The organism is Streptomyces araujoniae (assembly GCF_050871195.1).
In the GTDB taxonomy this organism is placed as follows: Bacteria; Actinomycetota; Actinomycetes; order Streptomycetales; family Streptomycetaceae; genus Streptomyces; species Streptomyces bacillaris.
In genome coordinates this window covers 2,582,792-2,597,439 of sequence record NZ_CP194070.1, presented here as the reverse complement: position 1 = coordinate 2,597,439, position 14,648 = coordinate 2,582,792, and the positions used below count along the sequence as shown (strand labels likewise).

General features: G+C 74.1%; 11 protein-coding genes and 1 tRNA gene. 11 read left to right on the top strand and 1 reads right to left on the bottom strand.

Annotated elements, in window-relative coordinates; genetic code table 11:
• Window positions 1–224 precede the first annotated feature (224 nt).
• The 9 genes from ACQ9ZG_RS10970 (at window position 225) to ACQ9ZG_RS10930 (ending at window position 9,950) form a co-directional block, all read left to right on the top strand.
• The gene (locus tag ACQ9ZG_RS10970; protein ID WP_499280392.1) at window positions 225–1,436 is read left to right on the top strand and encodes an LAVTG motif-containing sortase-dependent surface protein; all 1,212 of its coding nucleotides are present in this window, start codon (window positions 225–227) and stop codon (window positions 1,434–1,436) included.
• 192 nt (window positions 1,437–1,628) lie between these two features.
• The gene (locus ACQ9ZG_RS10965) at window positions 1,629–2,402 is read left to right on the top strand and encodes a GntR family transcriptional regulator (RefSeq protein WP_028418414.1); all 774 of its coding nucleotides are present in this window, start codon (window positions 1,629–1,631) and stop codon (window positions 2,400–2,402) included.
• Window positions 2,403–2,563: 161 nt separating this feature from the next.
• Window positions 2,564–3,688: a TIGR03364 family FAD-dependent oxidoreductase gene (locus ACQ9ZG_RS10960; RefSeq protein ID WP_109915711.1), complete on the top strand. Its 1,125-nt coding sequence runs from the start codon at window positions 2,564–2,566 to the stop codon at window positions 3,686–3,688.
• A 14-nt stretch (window positions 3,689–3,702) separates the two neighbouring features.
• Window positions 3,703–4,425: a phosphonatase-like hydrolase gene (locus ACQ9ZG_RS10955; RefSeq protein WP_109915712.1), complete on the top strand. Its 723-nt coding sequence runs from the start codon at window positions 3,703–3,705 to the stop codon at window positions 4,423–4,425.
• A gap of 377 nt (window positions 4,426–4,802) precedes the next feature.
• A complete protein-coding gene (locus tag ACQ9ZG_RS10950) occupies window positions 4,803–6,347 on the top strand; it encodes an alkaline phosphatase family protein (protein ID WP_109915713.1) in 1,545 nt (514 codons plus the stop codon).
• Between the two features lie 74 nt (window positions 6,348–6,421).
• Window positions 6,422–7,228 carry an HAD-IIA family hydrolase gene (locus ACQ9ZG_RS10945; RefSeq protein ID WP_028418418.1) on the top strand — a complete coding sequence of 269 codons (807 nt, stop codon included), beginning with the start codon at window positions 6,422–6,424 and terminating at the stop codon, window positions 7,226–7,228.
• A 121-nt stretch (window positions 7,229–7,349) separates the two neighbouring features.
• Window positions 7,350–7,916: a hypothetical protein gene (locus ACQ9ZG_RS10940; protein WP_499280389.1), complete on the top strand. Its 567-nt coding sequence runs from the start codon at window positions 7,350–7,352 to the stop codon at window positions 7,914–7,916.
• A gap of 1 nt (window position 7,917) precedes the next feature.
• A complete protein-coding gene (locus ACQ9ZG_RS10935) occupies window positions 7,918–8,583 on the top strand; it encodes a class F sortase (protein WP_499280388.1) in 666 nt (221 codons plus the stop codon).
• Window positions 8,584–8,936: 353 nt separating this feature from the next.
• A complete protein-coding gene (locus ACQ9ZG_RS10930; RefSeq protein WP_109917438.1) occupies window positions 8,937–9,950 on the top strand; it encodes a glycoside hydrolase family 6 protein in 1,014 nt (337 codons plus the stop codon).
• A 233-nt stretch (window positions 9,951–10,183) separates the two neighbouring features.
• Here ACQ9ZG_RS10930 and ACQ9ZG_RS10925 read toward each other — a convergent pair.
• Window positions 10,184–10,257 (bottom strand) — tRNA-Lys (locus tag ACQ9ZG_RS10925).
• A 192-nt stretch (window positions 10,258–10,449) separates the two neighbouring features.
• On the opposite strand from ACQ9ZG_RS10925, the gene ACQ9ZG_RS10920 reads away from it, so the two are divergent.
• Window positions 10,450–11,742 carry a peptidoglycan-binding protein gene (locus ACQ9ZG_RS10920; protein ID WP_499280386.1) on the top strand — a complete coding sequence of 431 codons (1,293 nt, stop codon included), beginning with the start codon at window positions 10,450–10,452 and terminating at the stop codon, window positions 11,740–11,742.
• A 249-nt stretch (window positions 11,743–11,991) separates the two neighbouring features.
• Window positions 11,992–14,634 (top strand): SPFH domain-containing protein, encoded by a 2,643-nt coding sequence (locus tag ACQ9ZG_RS10915; protein ID WP_499280385.1) that lies wholly within the window; start codon window positions 11,992–11,994, stop codon window positions 14,632–14,634.
• The last annotated feature ends 14 nt before the right edge of the window (window positions 14,635–14,648 follow it).

The window sequence follows — 14,648 nt, the reverse complement described above, 5'->3', positions numbered from 1 at the left end:
CCCGCCAGTCCGGGGCCGTGGGCGACCGGCTCGTCGGTCAGCGGTCAGCGGTCCGTCGGCCACCGGCCGCCAGCCGGCGGTCCGTCGGTCGGGTGATCGTATGAACCGGATGAACGGGTGTCGGCATGTCGACTCTCCGGCTCCCGCGCGCGCGTGTTTGCGTCGAAGGCCACCACCGGTGGCCCCCGCCCCGGTCGTTCGCGAGCAGTGAAGGGTGTCCCCCCATGTCCCCCACCTCCCGCGCACGGCTGCGTGACGCCCGTGCGCTCACCGCCCTCGGGCTGGCCGCCGGTATCGGGGTCCCCGCCGCGCTCCTGGCCGGCCCGCAGGCCGTCGCCCGGCCGGCCGCCCCCGCCTCCTTAACCGCCGCCGCTGCCGGGTCCGTGGCCGCCGATGCCGCCGACACCGGGGAGGAGCAGCCCGTCTGCGGTGATCCGGACGCCAAGGAGTTCCCCATCGAGGCCCGGATCCAGGACGCCCCGAAGGCGTACGTCTCCGGTGGCGGATACGGCACCTGGTTCCTCGACCTCACCAACACCACCGACGCGGCCTGCGGTGCCCTGCACCCGGTGCTGGTGCTCAGCGACGGGGAGCGCGGGCTGACGGCCGACCAGGTCCAGCTGAAGTTCTCCGAACCCGGCCGCACCGACACCGAGCACCAGGCCACCTGGGAGACCACCGACCGCCACGAGCAGATCGGCGTCTTCGGCGGCTCCGGCCCGGCATCCAGCCCCAGCTCCAACTCCGGGGCCAAATCCGGCTCCGGCTCCAACTCCGGCTCCGACGACTTCCTCGGGTTCACCGTCCCGGCCGGGGGCACCATCAGCGTCCGCGTCCGGATGGCCTTCGGCTCCGAGACCGGCCCCGCCCGCGTCACCGCCCACGCCGCCGTCGTCCAGCGCCGCCACCAGGCCAAGGCCAAGGGCGGCGGCCGGGAGGACGGGGACTGGGTCGGGGAGTCGGGGGCGTACCGTTTCGTGGTCGTCGACGGCGCCACGGGTGAGTACCCCCGGCCGGAGGCCACCCCGGCCGAGGAGGACAGCGGCGGCCGTACGGACGTCCCGGCGGCGCCCCGGCCCCGTACGGACACCTCCTCCGGCGCGCCCACGCCCACCCCCGCCTATACGGGCCCCGGGAAGGAGCCCGCCCCGGAGTCCGGCACCCGGCCCCCCACCCGCCCGGACGGTTCGGCGTCCCCCCGGAGCGACGCCGACAGCACCAGCGATGGCGTCACCGATGGCGTCACCGGTGGCGACGGCGGAGGCCAGGAGCGCCCCGCGCGCCCGCCGCACTACGACACCGGGCGCCCGCTGCCCGAACTCGCCCGCACCGGACCCGAACTGCTGCCCTGGGCCGGAGCCCTCGCCGGGATCCTGATCCTCTGCGGCGGAGCCCTCGTGGCGCAGGGCCGCCGCATGCGCCGAGCCGCCGGCTGACCCCGCCCCGCACCTCCGAACCCCGCAACCTCGTCCCACATCCCCCGGACCCCGCCCCGCACCCCCGTCCCTCCGGACCCCGCCCCGTACCAAGGCCCTGACCCCGCCCCCCACGGCTGCCCGTACCGCAGGCCACCGGCTCCGACCAGGCCTCGCACCTGCCCGTTCACCTGGGTCTGCCAGGATCGGGCGGTGGACTACCCGAACGACCAGGCACCTGGCGCACCGATCCGCTCCGGCATCCCGGAACACGGCCGTATCCCCAAGTACTACGCGGTCAAGGCCCGGATCTCCCTCCTCCTCGACGAGCTGGGCGAGGGCGGGCTCCTGCCCACCGAGCGGGACCTCGCCCTGCGGCACGAGGTGTCGCGCGAGACCGTCCGCCAGGCGCTGCGCGAACTGCTGCTGGAGGGGCGGCTGCGGAGGCAGGGGCGCGGCACCGTCGTCGCCGGGCCCAAGCTGGAGCAGCCGCTCTCGCTCGCCAGCTACACCGAGGGGGTCCGCCGCCAGGGCAGGCGGCCCGGCCGCCATCTCATCGGGCTGGAACGCTTCCCCTGCCCCGGCCCGCTCGCCGCCGAGATCGCGGTGGCCCCGGGCGAACCCGTCTGGCACCTGGAGCGGGTGCTGCTCGCCGACGACGAGCGGGTCGGGCTGGAGAGCACGTATGTCACCGTCGCCCGACTCCCGCGCCTGGAAACGGAGTTCGACCCCGACTCCTCCTTCTACGGCTACCTCCGCGAGCGGCTCGGCATCGCGTTGGGGGACGCCGACGAGCGCATCGAGACCGTGCTCGCCACGCCCCGCGAGGCCCTGCTCGTCGGGACCCCGCCCGCGCTGCCGATGCTCCTGCTCCACCGGCTCTCCCGGGACACGGAGGGGCGGCCGGTGGAACGGGTGCGGACGCTGTTCCGGGGGGACCGGTTCTCCTTCACCACGCACCTGGGCGGCGGTGACGAGGGGCGCTGAGGCGGGCGGAAGCCCCGGGACGGACCGCTCTCCTTCAGTGACGGCGAAGAGAGATTTGATAACGAAGAGATAACGGGTCTAGTCCAAACTTGTGAGGTCGTTCACCATCTCGTTGTCGACCGGACGGGTCCGTGACACCCGCCCCGAGGAGCGTGGCCGCCGTGAGAGTCATCGTCGTAGGAGCCGGCGTGGTGGGAACCATGCACGCCTGGCACGCGGTCAGCCGCGGCCACGAGGTCGTACAGATCGAGCGCGAGAGCGAGGCGCGCGGGGCATCGCTCCGAAATTTCGGACAGATCTGGGTCAGTGGCCGGGCCGGTGGCGAGGAGCTGGAAACCGCCCTGAGAGCACGGGAGTTGTGGGAGGAGATCGGGCGGCGGGTGCCGGGGGTCGGCTTCCGGGCCTGCGGTTCGCTCACCCCGCTGCGGACACCCGCCGAAGTCGTCGTCGCCGAGGCCGCCGTCGCCCGGCCGGACGCCGCCGCACGCGGCCACAAGCTGCTCACCGCCGGGGAGGCCCGCGTCCTCAACCCCGTCCTGCGCGGGGAGTTCACCGCCGCCCTGTGGTGCGAGCGGGACGCGGCGGTCGAACCGCGCACCGCGCAACTCGCCCTGAAGCGGGAGCTGCTGGCCTCCGGGCGGTACACCTATCTCGGCGGGCGGGAGGTCCGCGAGGCCGTCGGCACCGCCGCCGTGCGCGACGACCACGGCGACGTCCACACCGGGGACGCCGTGATCCTCGCCACCGGGGCCTGGCTCGGCGGGCTCGTCCGCGAACTGGCCGGTCCCGATCTGCCCGTACGCCGTGTCCGCCTCCAGATGATGCAGACCGACCCGCTCGGCGAGCCCCTCACCACCTCGGTCGCCGACGCCGACAGCTTCCGCTACTACCCCGCCTACCGCGGCGAGGCCCTCGACGCCCTCGACGCCCACCAGCCGCAGGACCCGGTCGCCGCCGAGCACCGCATGCAACTCCTCATGGTCCAGCGGAACGACGGCGGGCTCACCATCGGGGACACCCATGAGTACGAGCACCCCTTCGCCTTCGACACCGTCGAGGAGCCGTACGAGCACCTCACCCGGGTCGTCGAGGCCTTCCTCGGCCGGCCCCTGCCGCGTATCCGGCACCGCTGGGCGGGCGTCTACGCCCAGTGCACCGACACCTCGCGCGTCGTCCACCGCCAGCAGGTGGCCGACGGGGTCTGGCTGGTGACCGGACCCGGCGGGCGCGGCATGACGTGCGCACCCGCCATCGCCGAAACGACCGCCGACCGACTGAGCTGGTGAATCCCATGTGTCCCATGTATCCGACGACTTCACCGACACCCGTCCCCGACCGCCGCTTCGGCCTCGTCGTCCTCGACATGGCCGGCACCACCGTCGCCGACGGCGGTCTCGTCGAGCAGGCCTTCTCCGTCGCCGCCGAACGCCTCGGTGTGAAGCCGGGATCGGAGGAGCACGAGCGCCAACTCCACTACGTACGGGCCACCATGGGCGAGTCGAAGATCTCCGTCTTCCGCCACCTCTTCGGGGAGGAGGAGAAGGCCCGGTACGCCAACAGCGCCTTCGAGGAGGCGTACGGGGAACTCGTCGACGGCGGCCGCGTCGCCCCGGTCCCCGGGGCGCGGGAAGCCGTCGAGCGGCTCGCCGCCGAAGGCCGTACCGTCGTCCTGACCACCGGGTTCGCCCGCAGCACCCAGGACGCCGTCCTCGCCGCCCTCGGCTGGCAGGACCTCGTCCCCCTCACCCTCTGCCCCGCCGACGCGGGCGGCCGGGGGCGCCCCTGCCCCGACATGGTCCTGGCCGCCTTCCTGCGCACGGGTGCCGTGGACGACGTTCGCCGGATCGCGGTGGCGGGGGACACCTCGTACGACATGCTCAGCGGCGCACGGTCCGGCGCCGGGATCGTCGCGGGCGTGCTCACCGGGGCCCACGACCGCGACCGGCTGGAGCGGTCCGGCGCCACCCATGTCCTCGGCTCCATCGCGGAGTTGCCGGACCTCATCGCCCGGGCCGAGGCGTGAGGGGCGAAACGCCACCCGGTATCCCCATCACCCCCATCGCCCCCGCCGCGTCCGGTTCGACGGCGTCGGCGCCGCGTGCGGGAGGACCACGGTCCCGGAGCGGCTCGACCTCACCGTCGGACCGGGCGGACAGCGGCACCGAACCGGACCCGTACATCGACGCCCGGAAGACGGCCACCGGCAGCCGGCCGGTCACCTTTCGGCCATGGACCCCTGCCAAGGTCACATCCCGCACCACACACCCCGCGCAGCCCGTCCCGTCCCGCGTGCCCTGGACTCCGCCCGCCCGTCTCGCGAAGGTAACGGGTCTGGTCCAGAAGCGAGTTGCAGTCAGCCCCGCCCCGTCCCCGTGTCACCGTCCCCCTCCGGAGGATCACGTGTCCCGAACCGTCTCCCGGCGCTCCGTGCTCGCCGCCACCGCCGCCGCGGCCACCGTCGCCGCCGTCGGCCCCCTCGCCACCGCCACCACCGCGTACGCCGCCCCGCCCACGCTTCCCGACGGCACCAGCAAGGACAAGGTGCTCGTCGTCGGCATCGACGGCCTGCGCCACGACGTTATCGCCGCCGCCAACGCCCCGCACCTCAAGGGGATGATGGCGAACGGCACGTACGGCACCTCGCTGCTGTACACCAACCCGATGGCCGCCACCTCCTCCGGGCCCGGCTGGTCGACCATCTCCACCGGTGTGTGGCCCGACAAGCACGGCGTGAGGGACAACTCCTTCGCCGGCAAGAACTACACGCGCTACCCCGGCTTCCTCGCCCGCCTCGCCCAGGTCCGCCCCGGACTCTCCACCTACGCGGCCGTCGACTGGAAGCCCCTGGACGCCCAGGGCACCGTCACCGCGGGCGCCGACGCCAAGCTCGTCCTCGACGGCGACCGCGACGGCTACACCGGCCACGACGCCACCATCGCCGCCGACACCGAGTCGATCCTGCGCCACCAGAACCCGGACGTCGTCTTCGCCTACCTCGGCCAGGTCGACATCGTCGGCCACAACCTCGGCGCTGCCCACGCCCAGTACCGCGCCGCGATCGCCACCGTCGACGGCTACCTGGGCCGGTTCCTCGCCGCGATCAAGGCCCGCCCCAGCCACTCCACCGAGCGGTGGACGGTCATCGTCGCGACCGACCACGGCCACACCGACGCCGGTGGCCACGGCGGCAGTTCCATCGAGGAGCGGCGCACCTTCGTCCTCGCCCAGGGTCCCGGCATCGCCGCCGGTGCCACGCCGGGGGACACCCGGCTCGTCGATGTGGCCGCCACCGTCTTCAACCAGCTCGGCATCGTCCCCGATCCCGCCTGGGGCCTGGACGGCAAGCCGGTCCAGGAGCGCTCGGCCGACCCCTTCGAGACCCTGTACCCGGCGCTCGCCGGCCGGGTCGACGAGACCGGCATCCCGGCCGGGGTGCTCGGCTGGACGCACACCGCGCCCAGCGGCTGGTCGGTCATCAACTCCGCGATGGGCACCGGGGGAGTGGCCGAGTGGCGCGGCTGGGCCTTCGCCACCGACGAGTTCTGGAGCCGCACCCAGCGAGACCAGTCCCGTGAGCTGAACGTCCGCGCGCGCGGGATCTTCGCGGTGGCCGACTCCGACGAGTGGGACGACAAGGCCTCGTCGGGCCGGTTCGACTCGACGCTGGTCACCCCGGCGTACGCGGTCGGCGGCAAGTCCTCCGTGACACTGGACTTCACCACCCTCTACCGCCCCGAGGGCAGCCAGAGCGCCCGCGTCCTCGCCTCCTGGAACGGCGGCACCCCGACCGTCGTGCGCACGTACACCACCGAGGTCATCTCCCAGCCGCAGTCGCTGAACCTCGCCGTCCCGGCCGGGGCGACCAACGTGAGCTTCCGGTTCCACTACACCGGCAGCAACAACTGGTACTGGGTGATCGACGGGGTCAAGATCAGCGTCGGCTAATTATGCTGGGGGTGCCGGGACGGCGTGGTCCGGGCACCCCCAGCACGCAGCACGCATGGCAGGAGTCCCCGCACATGGCAGATCGCAAGCCGATCACTTCCTGGCTCACCGACATGGACGGCGTCCTCATCCACGAGGGCACCCCGATCCCCGGCGCCGACGCCTTCATCAAGCGGCTGCGGGATTCCGGGCTCCCCTTCCTCGTCCTCACCAACAACTCCATCTACACCGCGCGCGACCTGCACGCCCGGCTCAACCGCATGGGCCTGGACGTGCCCGTCGAGAACATCTGGACCTCCGCCCTCGCCACCGCCCAGTTCCTGGACGACCAGCGCCCCGGCGGCACGGCGTACGTCATCGGCGAGGCCGGGCTCACCACCGCGCTGCACGACATCGGATACGTCCTCACCGACCACGCCCCGGACTACGTGGTGCTCGGCGAGACCCGTACGTACAGCTTCGAGGCGCTCACCAAGGCGATCCGGCTCATCAACGGCGGTGCCCGCTTCATCTGCACCAACCCCGACGAGACCGGGCCGTCCGCCGAGGGCCCGCTGCCCGCGACCGGTTCGGTCGCCGCGCTGATCACCAAGGCGACCGGCAAGGAGCCGTACTTCGCGGGCAAGCCCAACCCGCTGATGATGCGGACCGGGCTCAACGCGATCGGCGCCCACTCCGAGACCAGCGCCATGATCGGTGACCGGATGGACACCGACGTGCTGGCCGGGCTGGAGGCGGGGATGCAGACGTTCCTGGTCCTCACCGGTCTCACGGGCACCGCGGACATCGACCGCTACCCGTTCCGGCCGTCGCACGTCGTCGACTCCATCGCCGACCTGGTGGACCTCATCGACCTGCCGGACCAGGCCGACCGGACGTAATCGGCCGCACCGCCCCTCACCTGCGGGAATCGCGTCCGCGGTCCTCCCTCCGTCGCTCGAATGGGGGACTGCGGATGCGGGCCGCCGGGACAGGCGTGAACCTTCCCCTAGGAGGTTCACGATGCGTTCAGCGCCCATCACGTTCTGTGCCGCGATATCGGCCGCGCTCATAGCCCTGCCGATATCCGCCGCCCAGGCATCCCCGGCCGCCCGTGCCGGTGACGACGACCGCAGGGGCTCCACCCTCTCGGTCACCCCGTCCACGATCGCCCCCGGCGGGCAGGTGGAACTCTGGACCGACGCCTGCGGCAAGGGCAGGTCGGCCAAGGGCAACTCCGACGCCTTCGCCTCGGTCGCCCACTTCCGCCCGGCCGACGACAAGGGGATCTACGCCGAGGCCACCGTCCGCTCCGATGCCGGACCCGGCACCTACGACGTCTGGGTGACCTGCGAGAACGGCAAGGGCAAGGCCACCGGCACCCTCACCGTCATCCACCACACCCGCCCCTCGCCCGTCGCCCCCGTCAAGGCCGGCGGCGGAGGCACCGCCACCCTCGCCGAGCGCGGAGCCGAGTCCGAGGGCCCCGGCGTCCGGCACGCGGTGACCGGACTCGTCCTCGCCGCCGTCGCCTCCGCGGCCGTCGCCCTGCGCACCTCGCGCCGCCGCCGCGACGCGGCCATGGACTGACGTGTCCGCCCCCGCCCGCCCGGCAGGCACCGGGCGACTGCTCACGGGAGTGGCCTGGGCCGTGCTCCTTCTCGGTCTCTGGCTCTGGGGACGCGACGCGTCCGGCGCGATGTCCGCGCCGACCACCGGCGATGTCGCCGCCGTCGGCCGCCCGCTCGGCGCCCCGCTGCCCCCGGCACACGAACCGGTCGAAGGCGTGGCCCCGCGCACGGTGCGGGTCCCCTCGGTCGGGATCGACGCCCCGGTCGTCCCGCGCGGTCTGGACAGGGACGGGGCCATCGACCCACCGCCGTACGACCTGCCGCAGACGGCCGGCTGGTACGGCAAGGGCACCCGGCCCGGCGCCGAGGGAGCCGCCCTGCTGGTCGGCCATGTCGACACCGAGACCGAGCCCGCCGTCTTCTACGGGCTCAGCACGGTGCGGCCGGGCGAGAAGGTCGAGGTGGTCCGGGACGACGGCAGCGTCGCCGAGTTCACCGTGGACGACGTCCAGGTGGTCACCCGCGAACGCTTCGACGCCGGGAAGGCGTACGGGCCCCGCGTCGCCGGGCGGGCGGAGCTGCGGCTGATCACCTGCGGCGGGACGTACGACAAGAAGAGCCGCTCGTACAGCGCCAACGTCGTGGTCTCGGCCTACCTCACGGGGACGCGGGACACCGCTCAGTGACCCGGGACACCGCCTGAGGGCTCGGCAGGATCCCCGGTGAAGGGCTCGGCAGGATCCCCGGCCCGGTGAGCACACCCGTCGCCGGGCTGCTCACCGGGCCGGCCTCGACCGCGTGCACCGGGCCGCGGGAGTTGCCCGGCGCGGTACGGGAGGTCGGTGCGGTACGGGGGCGATCTCTGCCGCCACTGTAGGGGGACGGGTACCCCGGAGGCGCCGGTTGCGAACAGGATGTCCGGAACCCGGTGCCTCTCTGTGACCGGGCGGGACGGACCGTTGTGCCAGGATGGCCCGAAAAGAGAGCCCCGCCCGGCAGCAGGCAGGCCGGGGCGGGGCAGTGCACCCCAGGGGAGCGGATGTACGGCAGTCACACCGGTCTCATCAGGTCGGCCGGGACGGCGGCGGTCTGCGCCGCCCTCCTCCTCACCGGCTGCTCGGGCGGTGACGGCGGCGCCTCCGAGGGTTCCCCGGCCATCGGCCGGCAGCCCGGGGAGAAGGACCCGTACTGGGTGAACCCCCAGGGCAGCGCGGCCCGTCAGGTCGCCGCGTACGAGCAGGACGGCGACCGGGAGAAGGCGCGCCTGATCCGGAAGATCGCCGAGCGGCCGACGGGCGAGTGGATCGGCCCCGACGACCCCGAGGGCGAGGTGCGGCGGATCACCGGCGCCGCCACGCGGGCCGACCGGTACGCGCTGCTCGTCCTCTACAACATCCCGCACCGCGACTGCGGCCAGTTCTCCAGGGGCGGAGCCGCCGACGCGGACGCCTACCGGGCCTGGGTGGACGGCGTCGCGAAGGGCATCGGTGACCGCCGGGCGACCGTGATCCTGGAGCCGGACGCCCTGCTCCACCTGGTCGACGGCTGCACCCCGCAGGAGCACCACGACGAGCGGTACGACCTGCTCAGGTCCGCCGTCGAGCGGCTGAAGCGGCAGCCCGCCACCCGGGTCTACATCGACGCGGGCAACGCGGCCTGGCAGTCGCCGGACGCCCTGCACGAGCCGCTGCGGAGGGCGGGCATCGAACGGGCGGACGGCTTCTCGCTCAACGTCTCCAACTTCCTGACGACGGCCGTCAGCACGGAGTTCGGCAAGAAGCTCTCGGACAGGGTCGGGGGCAAGCCCTTCGTCATCGACACCAGCCGCAACGGCAACGGTCCCTACGAGGGCGGCGACCCCGCCGAGAACTGGTGCAACCCGCCCGGCCGTGCTCTGGGCGAGCCCCCGACCACGCGCACCGGCGACACGAAGGTCGACGCCTATCTCTGGATCAAGCGCCCCGGCGAGTCCGACGGCGACTGCAAGGGCGGCCCGAAGGCGGGCGACTGGTGGCCGGAGTACGCCCTCGGCCTGGCCCGCGCCACCGGGTAGCGCCCCGGTCGCGGAGCGGGGGAGGGGCCGCACCCGGGAGAGCCGGTCAGGGCTCTGCCGGTGGTGGGGCGTGAAGAGCCGGCGTTATGCGCCCCGGAGCCTCCCCCGGGCCGTTTCGTGATGCTCCGCACTCCCGGTGTCGCTGTGCGTTGATGGTGCGTCGGTGTCGCCGGTCTCCGGGCGGGGAATGATCAAGGCCCCCTCACTTTTGGTGAGGGGGCCTTGATGGTGCGTGCGCCGTCAGGGACTCGAACCCCGGACCCGCTGATTAAGAGTCAGCTGCTCTAACCAACTGAGCTAACGGCGCCTGCTGACCTGGAGAACTCTACCCGACCCCGAAGAGTGCTCCGGACCATTTACCTGCCGCCACGCCACGTCAGATGGTCGTTTTTTCTCATTGGTCCGTCAAAATGCCTTATGTCGGGAGAGTTGAGACGCTCACCCCGGTCGCAGCTGCGCCCAAAGATCTTGACGAGTGACGAGTGCGGAGGGGAATCGCATGACTGTGCCGGTCTTCGAGGAGTACGAGCCCGCCATCGACTGCACCTGTGCGGGGTGCGCCGTGCAACGGCGGACCGCCGCCCGGGCCGTCGCCGTCCGGTACGGCGGCCACCCCGCCGCGCACGGCGCCCGCCGCGCCCTCGTCCTGGCCACCGCCGCCGGGGTGGTCCTCTCCTGCGGGGCCACCGGTGCCGCGGCCGCCGCCGGACCCACCGCGGGGGTGCCCCGGGCCGACGAGGAGCCCGCCCCCGTCCCGGCCACCCCGCAGGGCGAGGCGGGCCCGCTGAAGGGCGGCGGCGCCTCCGGACCGCCGTCCGACAACGCTGTCCTGGCGAAGACCACCCGGGCCGAGATCATCAACCGGGCCAAGAAGTGGGTCTCCGCGAAGGTCCCGTACAGCATGGAGAAGTACTGGTCGGACGGGTACCGCCAGGACTGCTCCGGCTATGTCTCGATGGCCTGGAACCTCGGCACCAACGAGTGGACCGGCAGCCTCGCGAACTACGCGACCCGGATCGCCCGCGCCGACCTCCAGCCCGGCGACATGCTCCTCTTCCACAACCCGGCCGACCCCTCCAAGGGCTCCCACGTCACGATCTTCGGCGGCTGGACCGACTACCGGCGCACCCACTACATCGCCTACGAGCAGGCGCGCCCGCAGACGCGGAAGCAGTCCACGCCCATGGCGTACTGGAACAACTCCGACCGGTACATCGCCTACCGCTACAGGGGCCTCAGCGCCGGCAACCCCGGCTCCGGCTCCGGTACGGCCTTCCCCGGCACCGGCCAGTTCGGTCCCGGCGCGAACAACCCCCATGTCACCCGGCTCGGCGAGATGCTGGTCGAACGCGGCGGCAAGCGGTTCTACGAGATCGGACCCGGCCCGGTGTGGAGCGCGGCCGACCGGCGGGCCACGCAGGCCTTCCAGCAGGCCCAGGGGTGGAAGGGCGCGGAGGCGGACGGCATCCCCGGTCCGGACACCTGGCGTCTGCTGACCTCGGGCACCGGCCGCGACATCCCGCCCGCCGCGACGGGCGGCAGCCCGAACACCTCGGTGGTCTTCCCCGGGCGCGGCTATTTCCAGCCGGGTCAGTCCAACGGCCATGTCGAGCGGCTCGGCAGACAGTTGGTGAAGAAGGGATACGGCAAGCACTACGTGTCGGGTCCCGACCCCCGCTGGACCGAGGCGGACCGGCGCAATGTCGAGGCGTTCCAGCGCGCCCAGGGCTGGCGCGGCAGCGCGGCCGACGGATATCCGGGGCCGGAGACCTGGCGCCGGCTCTTCGCCTGAGGCCGCGAGCACGGGGCTCCGGAGCCCTGGAGCCTCGGGACCACTGAGGCCCCGAGCCCCGGATCCTCGGAAGCGGCTGTGGCCCCGAGCCCTGGAGCCCCGGGACCGCCGAGGCTCCGGGCCCAGTAGCCCCCGGAGCCGCTGAGGCCCCGAGCCGCTGAGGCTCCCGGACCTTGCGGCGAGCCCCTGGGCCTCCGAGGCCCGACGGACCCGATGACCCGACGGATGACGGAAAGGAACAGGGAACCGGTGACCCCAGACCAGAACCCCCACCCCCCGACCGACCACGACCGTTTCGCCCCTCGCGGCGAGACCCCGATGCCCCTGGTGGACGGAGTGGCCCTGCACCAGCCCCCCGCAGCGACCCCGCCACCCCTGTTCCGCCCGAGGGAGGAGCGGAGCGGGGCGGAGGAAGGGGCTCCGGCGACGCCGTCGGCCTCGGGACCGCCGCTGGACCTGGACCCGGACCTGGGCTCCGACGCGGGGCCGCCGGAGGCAGCGGCCCCGGTGACCGGCCGGGACCCGCTCCTGGACCTGGACCTGGACCTGGACCGGAGCCCGGTGGGGGAGGGCCGGGGCGCTCCGGCCCCGGCGCTGGACCCGGCTCCGGACCTGGCCTGGGACTCGGCCTCGGCTCCGGCTCCGGACCTGGCCCGGGGTCCGGCCTCGGGCCAGGCACCGGACTGGGCGCGGGACCTCGCTTCGGCTCCGGACCCGGCGCGGGGCCTGGCCTCGGAGCTGGACCCGGACTTGGCGCGGGGTCGGGCGTCGGCGCTGGACCCGGCCTCGGCTTCGGACCTGGCCCGGAACCAGGCCTCGGCTCTGGACCCGGACTTGGCGCGGGGCCGGGCCTCGGCACAGGCTCCGGCCCCGGCCCGGGAGTCGGTCTCGGTTCCGGATCTGGATCTGTTCGTTGGCCTGGACCCGACGCCGAGCCGGACGGGGGCGGGCGGGACCTGGCCGGGGCGGGACCTGGGCCCCGGCCCTGACCTCGACGCCCGCCCGGGCGGGTACTCACGTCCCGGCGCGACGGACCGGACGGCCCCCGCCCCGGCCTCGGACTCCCGGGTCGCGGGTGGGTCGGCCCCGGCCCCCGCCCCCGCCTCGGCCTTGGCCTCGGACTTCCGGGTCGCGGGCGAGTCAGCCCCGGCCCAGGCCCCGGCCTCGGACCCCCGGGGCGCGGGCGGGTCAGCCCCCGCCCCGGCCCCCGGTTCCGCCCCCGTCCCCGACCCCGATCCGGGCCCGGGTTCGGGTCCGGCCTCACCCCCGGGCAGCCCCCTCCCGCCGGTGAGCCTGGAGCACCCGGGCCGGAGCCCGCGCCTGGGCCAGGGGGAAGCCGAGATCCCGGAGCCGGTGGACCGGTCGTCCTTCCGGCCCGTCAGCGGTGCGAAGCGTGCGGACGGCCTCGGGCTCTTCCGGCCCGTACGGCGTCCGAGGACGGAACCCTCGGGCGAGTGGACCCCGCTTCCGGCGTACGGGGAAGAGGCGGGGCCCCGCCCGGCCCCCGCCCCCGCCGCGCAGGCGGACCGGGCGAGGAGCGCGGCGGAGACCGGGGCAGGCGCCGACGCGGTCGCGGAGACCGGGACCGCTGCGGAGACCGGGGCCGACGCCGGCACGGTGGCCGGGACCGGGGCCGGGGCCGGGATCGCGGCGGTGGCCGGGGCCGGGGCCGAGGCCCAGGACGCGGACAAGGCCACCGGCGCCCAGGGCGCCCCCGCCCCCACGCCCTCCCTCTCCGTACCGGCTCCGCAGCCCCCGCCCCACTCCCGTCGCCACGCGCTCATCGCCGGGGAGTCCACCGCCGCCATCCCCGTACACCTGCTCTTCCGCGACGACGACGCCCCCCGGCGTACCGAGCCCACCGCCCTCCCCACCACCGTCGCCCGCCAGGCCGCGCACACCGCCCCCGCTCCCTCCGACCGCGCCCCCCGCCCCCGCTCCCCGCACCCCCGCGTCGAGCCGGCCACCCGGCCCGCCCCCCTGGCCGACCCCCGCCTCGCCGAGCGCCCCGGCCCCGCCCTCTCCGGGTACGCCGCCCTGCTCACCGGAGCCGCCGGACTCCTCGGCGGTCTGGCGCTGCTGTGGTGGCGGGGCGCCCTGCCCGTCGCCGTACAGAGCACCGTGGGGCTGACCCCCCGCCCGTACGAGGGCATCGGTGCCGGGGTCTGGGCCGGTCTCGCCCTCCTGGTCACCGCCGTCGTGCTCGCCCTCGGCGGCCTCGGCCGGGGCCGGGTCGGCCACGCCTGGGTGCTCACGCTCTTCGGGGACTACCGGGGGACCGTCCGCCGCACCGGCCTCGTCTGGATCTCCCCGATCCTGCTGCGCCGCCGCGTCGACGTACGCCTGCGGCACTGGCGCAGCGAACCGCTCCCCGCCGTCGACGCCAACGGCACCGCGCTGCGCGTGGTCGTCCTGGTGGTCTGGCGGATCAAGGACACCGTGCGCGCCGCCCTCGGGATCGAGGACCACGAGGCGTATCTGAGCGCGCAGGTCGAGTCGGCCATGGCCCGGGTGCTCTCCCAACTCCCCGCCGACGCCTTCCACGAGGACGCCCCGACTCTCCGTGACGCGGAGGCGGTCGGGGACGCGCTGACCCGGATGCTGAAGGCGGATTGCGAGCCGGTCGGGGTCGAGGTCTACTCGGCGCAGCCCACCGGCATCGAGTACGCCCCCGAGGTGGCGGCGGCGATGCAGCGGCGGCGGATTGCCGCCATCGACGCCAAGCACCGTGACAGCGTGCTGACTTCGGTGGTGGACGCGGTCGACGACACCGTCAACCGGCTCACCACGCGCGGCATCGTCGAGCTGGACGACTACGAACGTAAAGCGCTGGTCAAGGACTTGACGGTTGCCTTCTACACCGGCCGCAGCGCCGGAGGGGACGGCGCCTGAGCGCACCGCGAGCG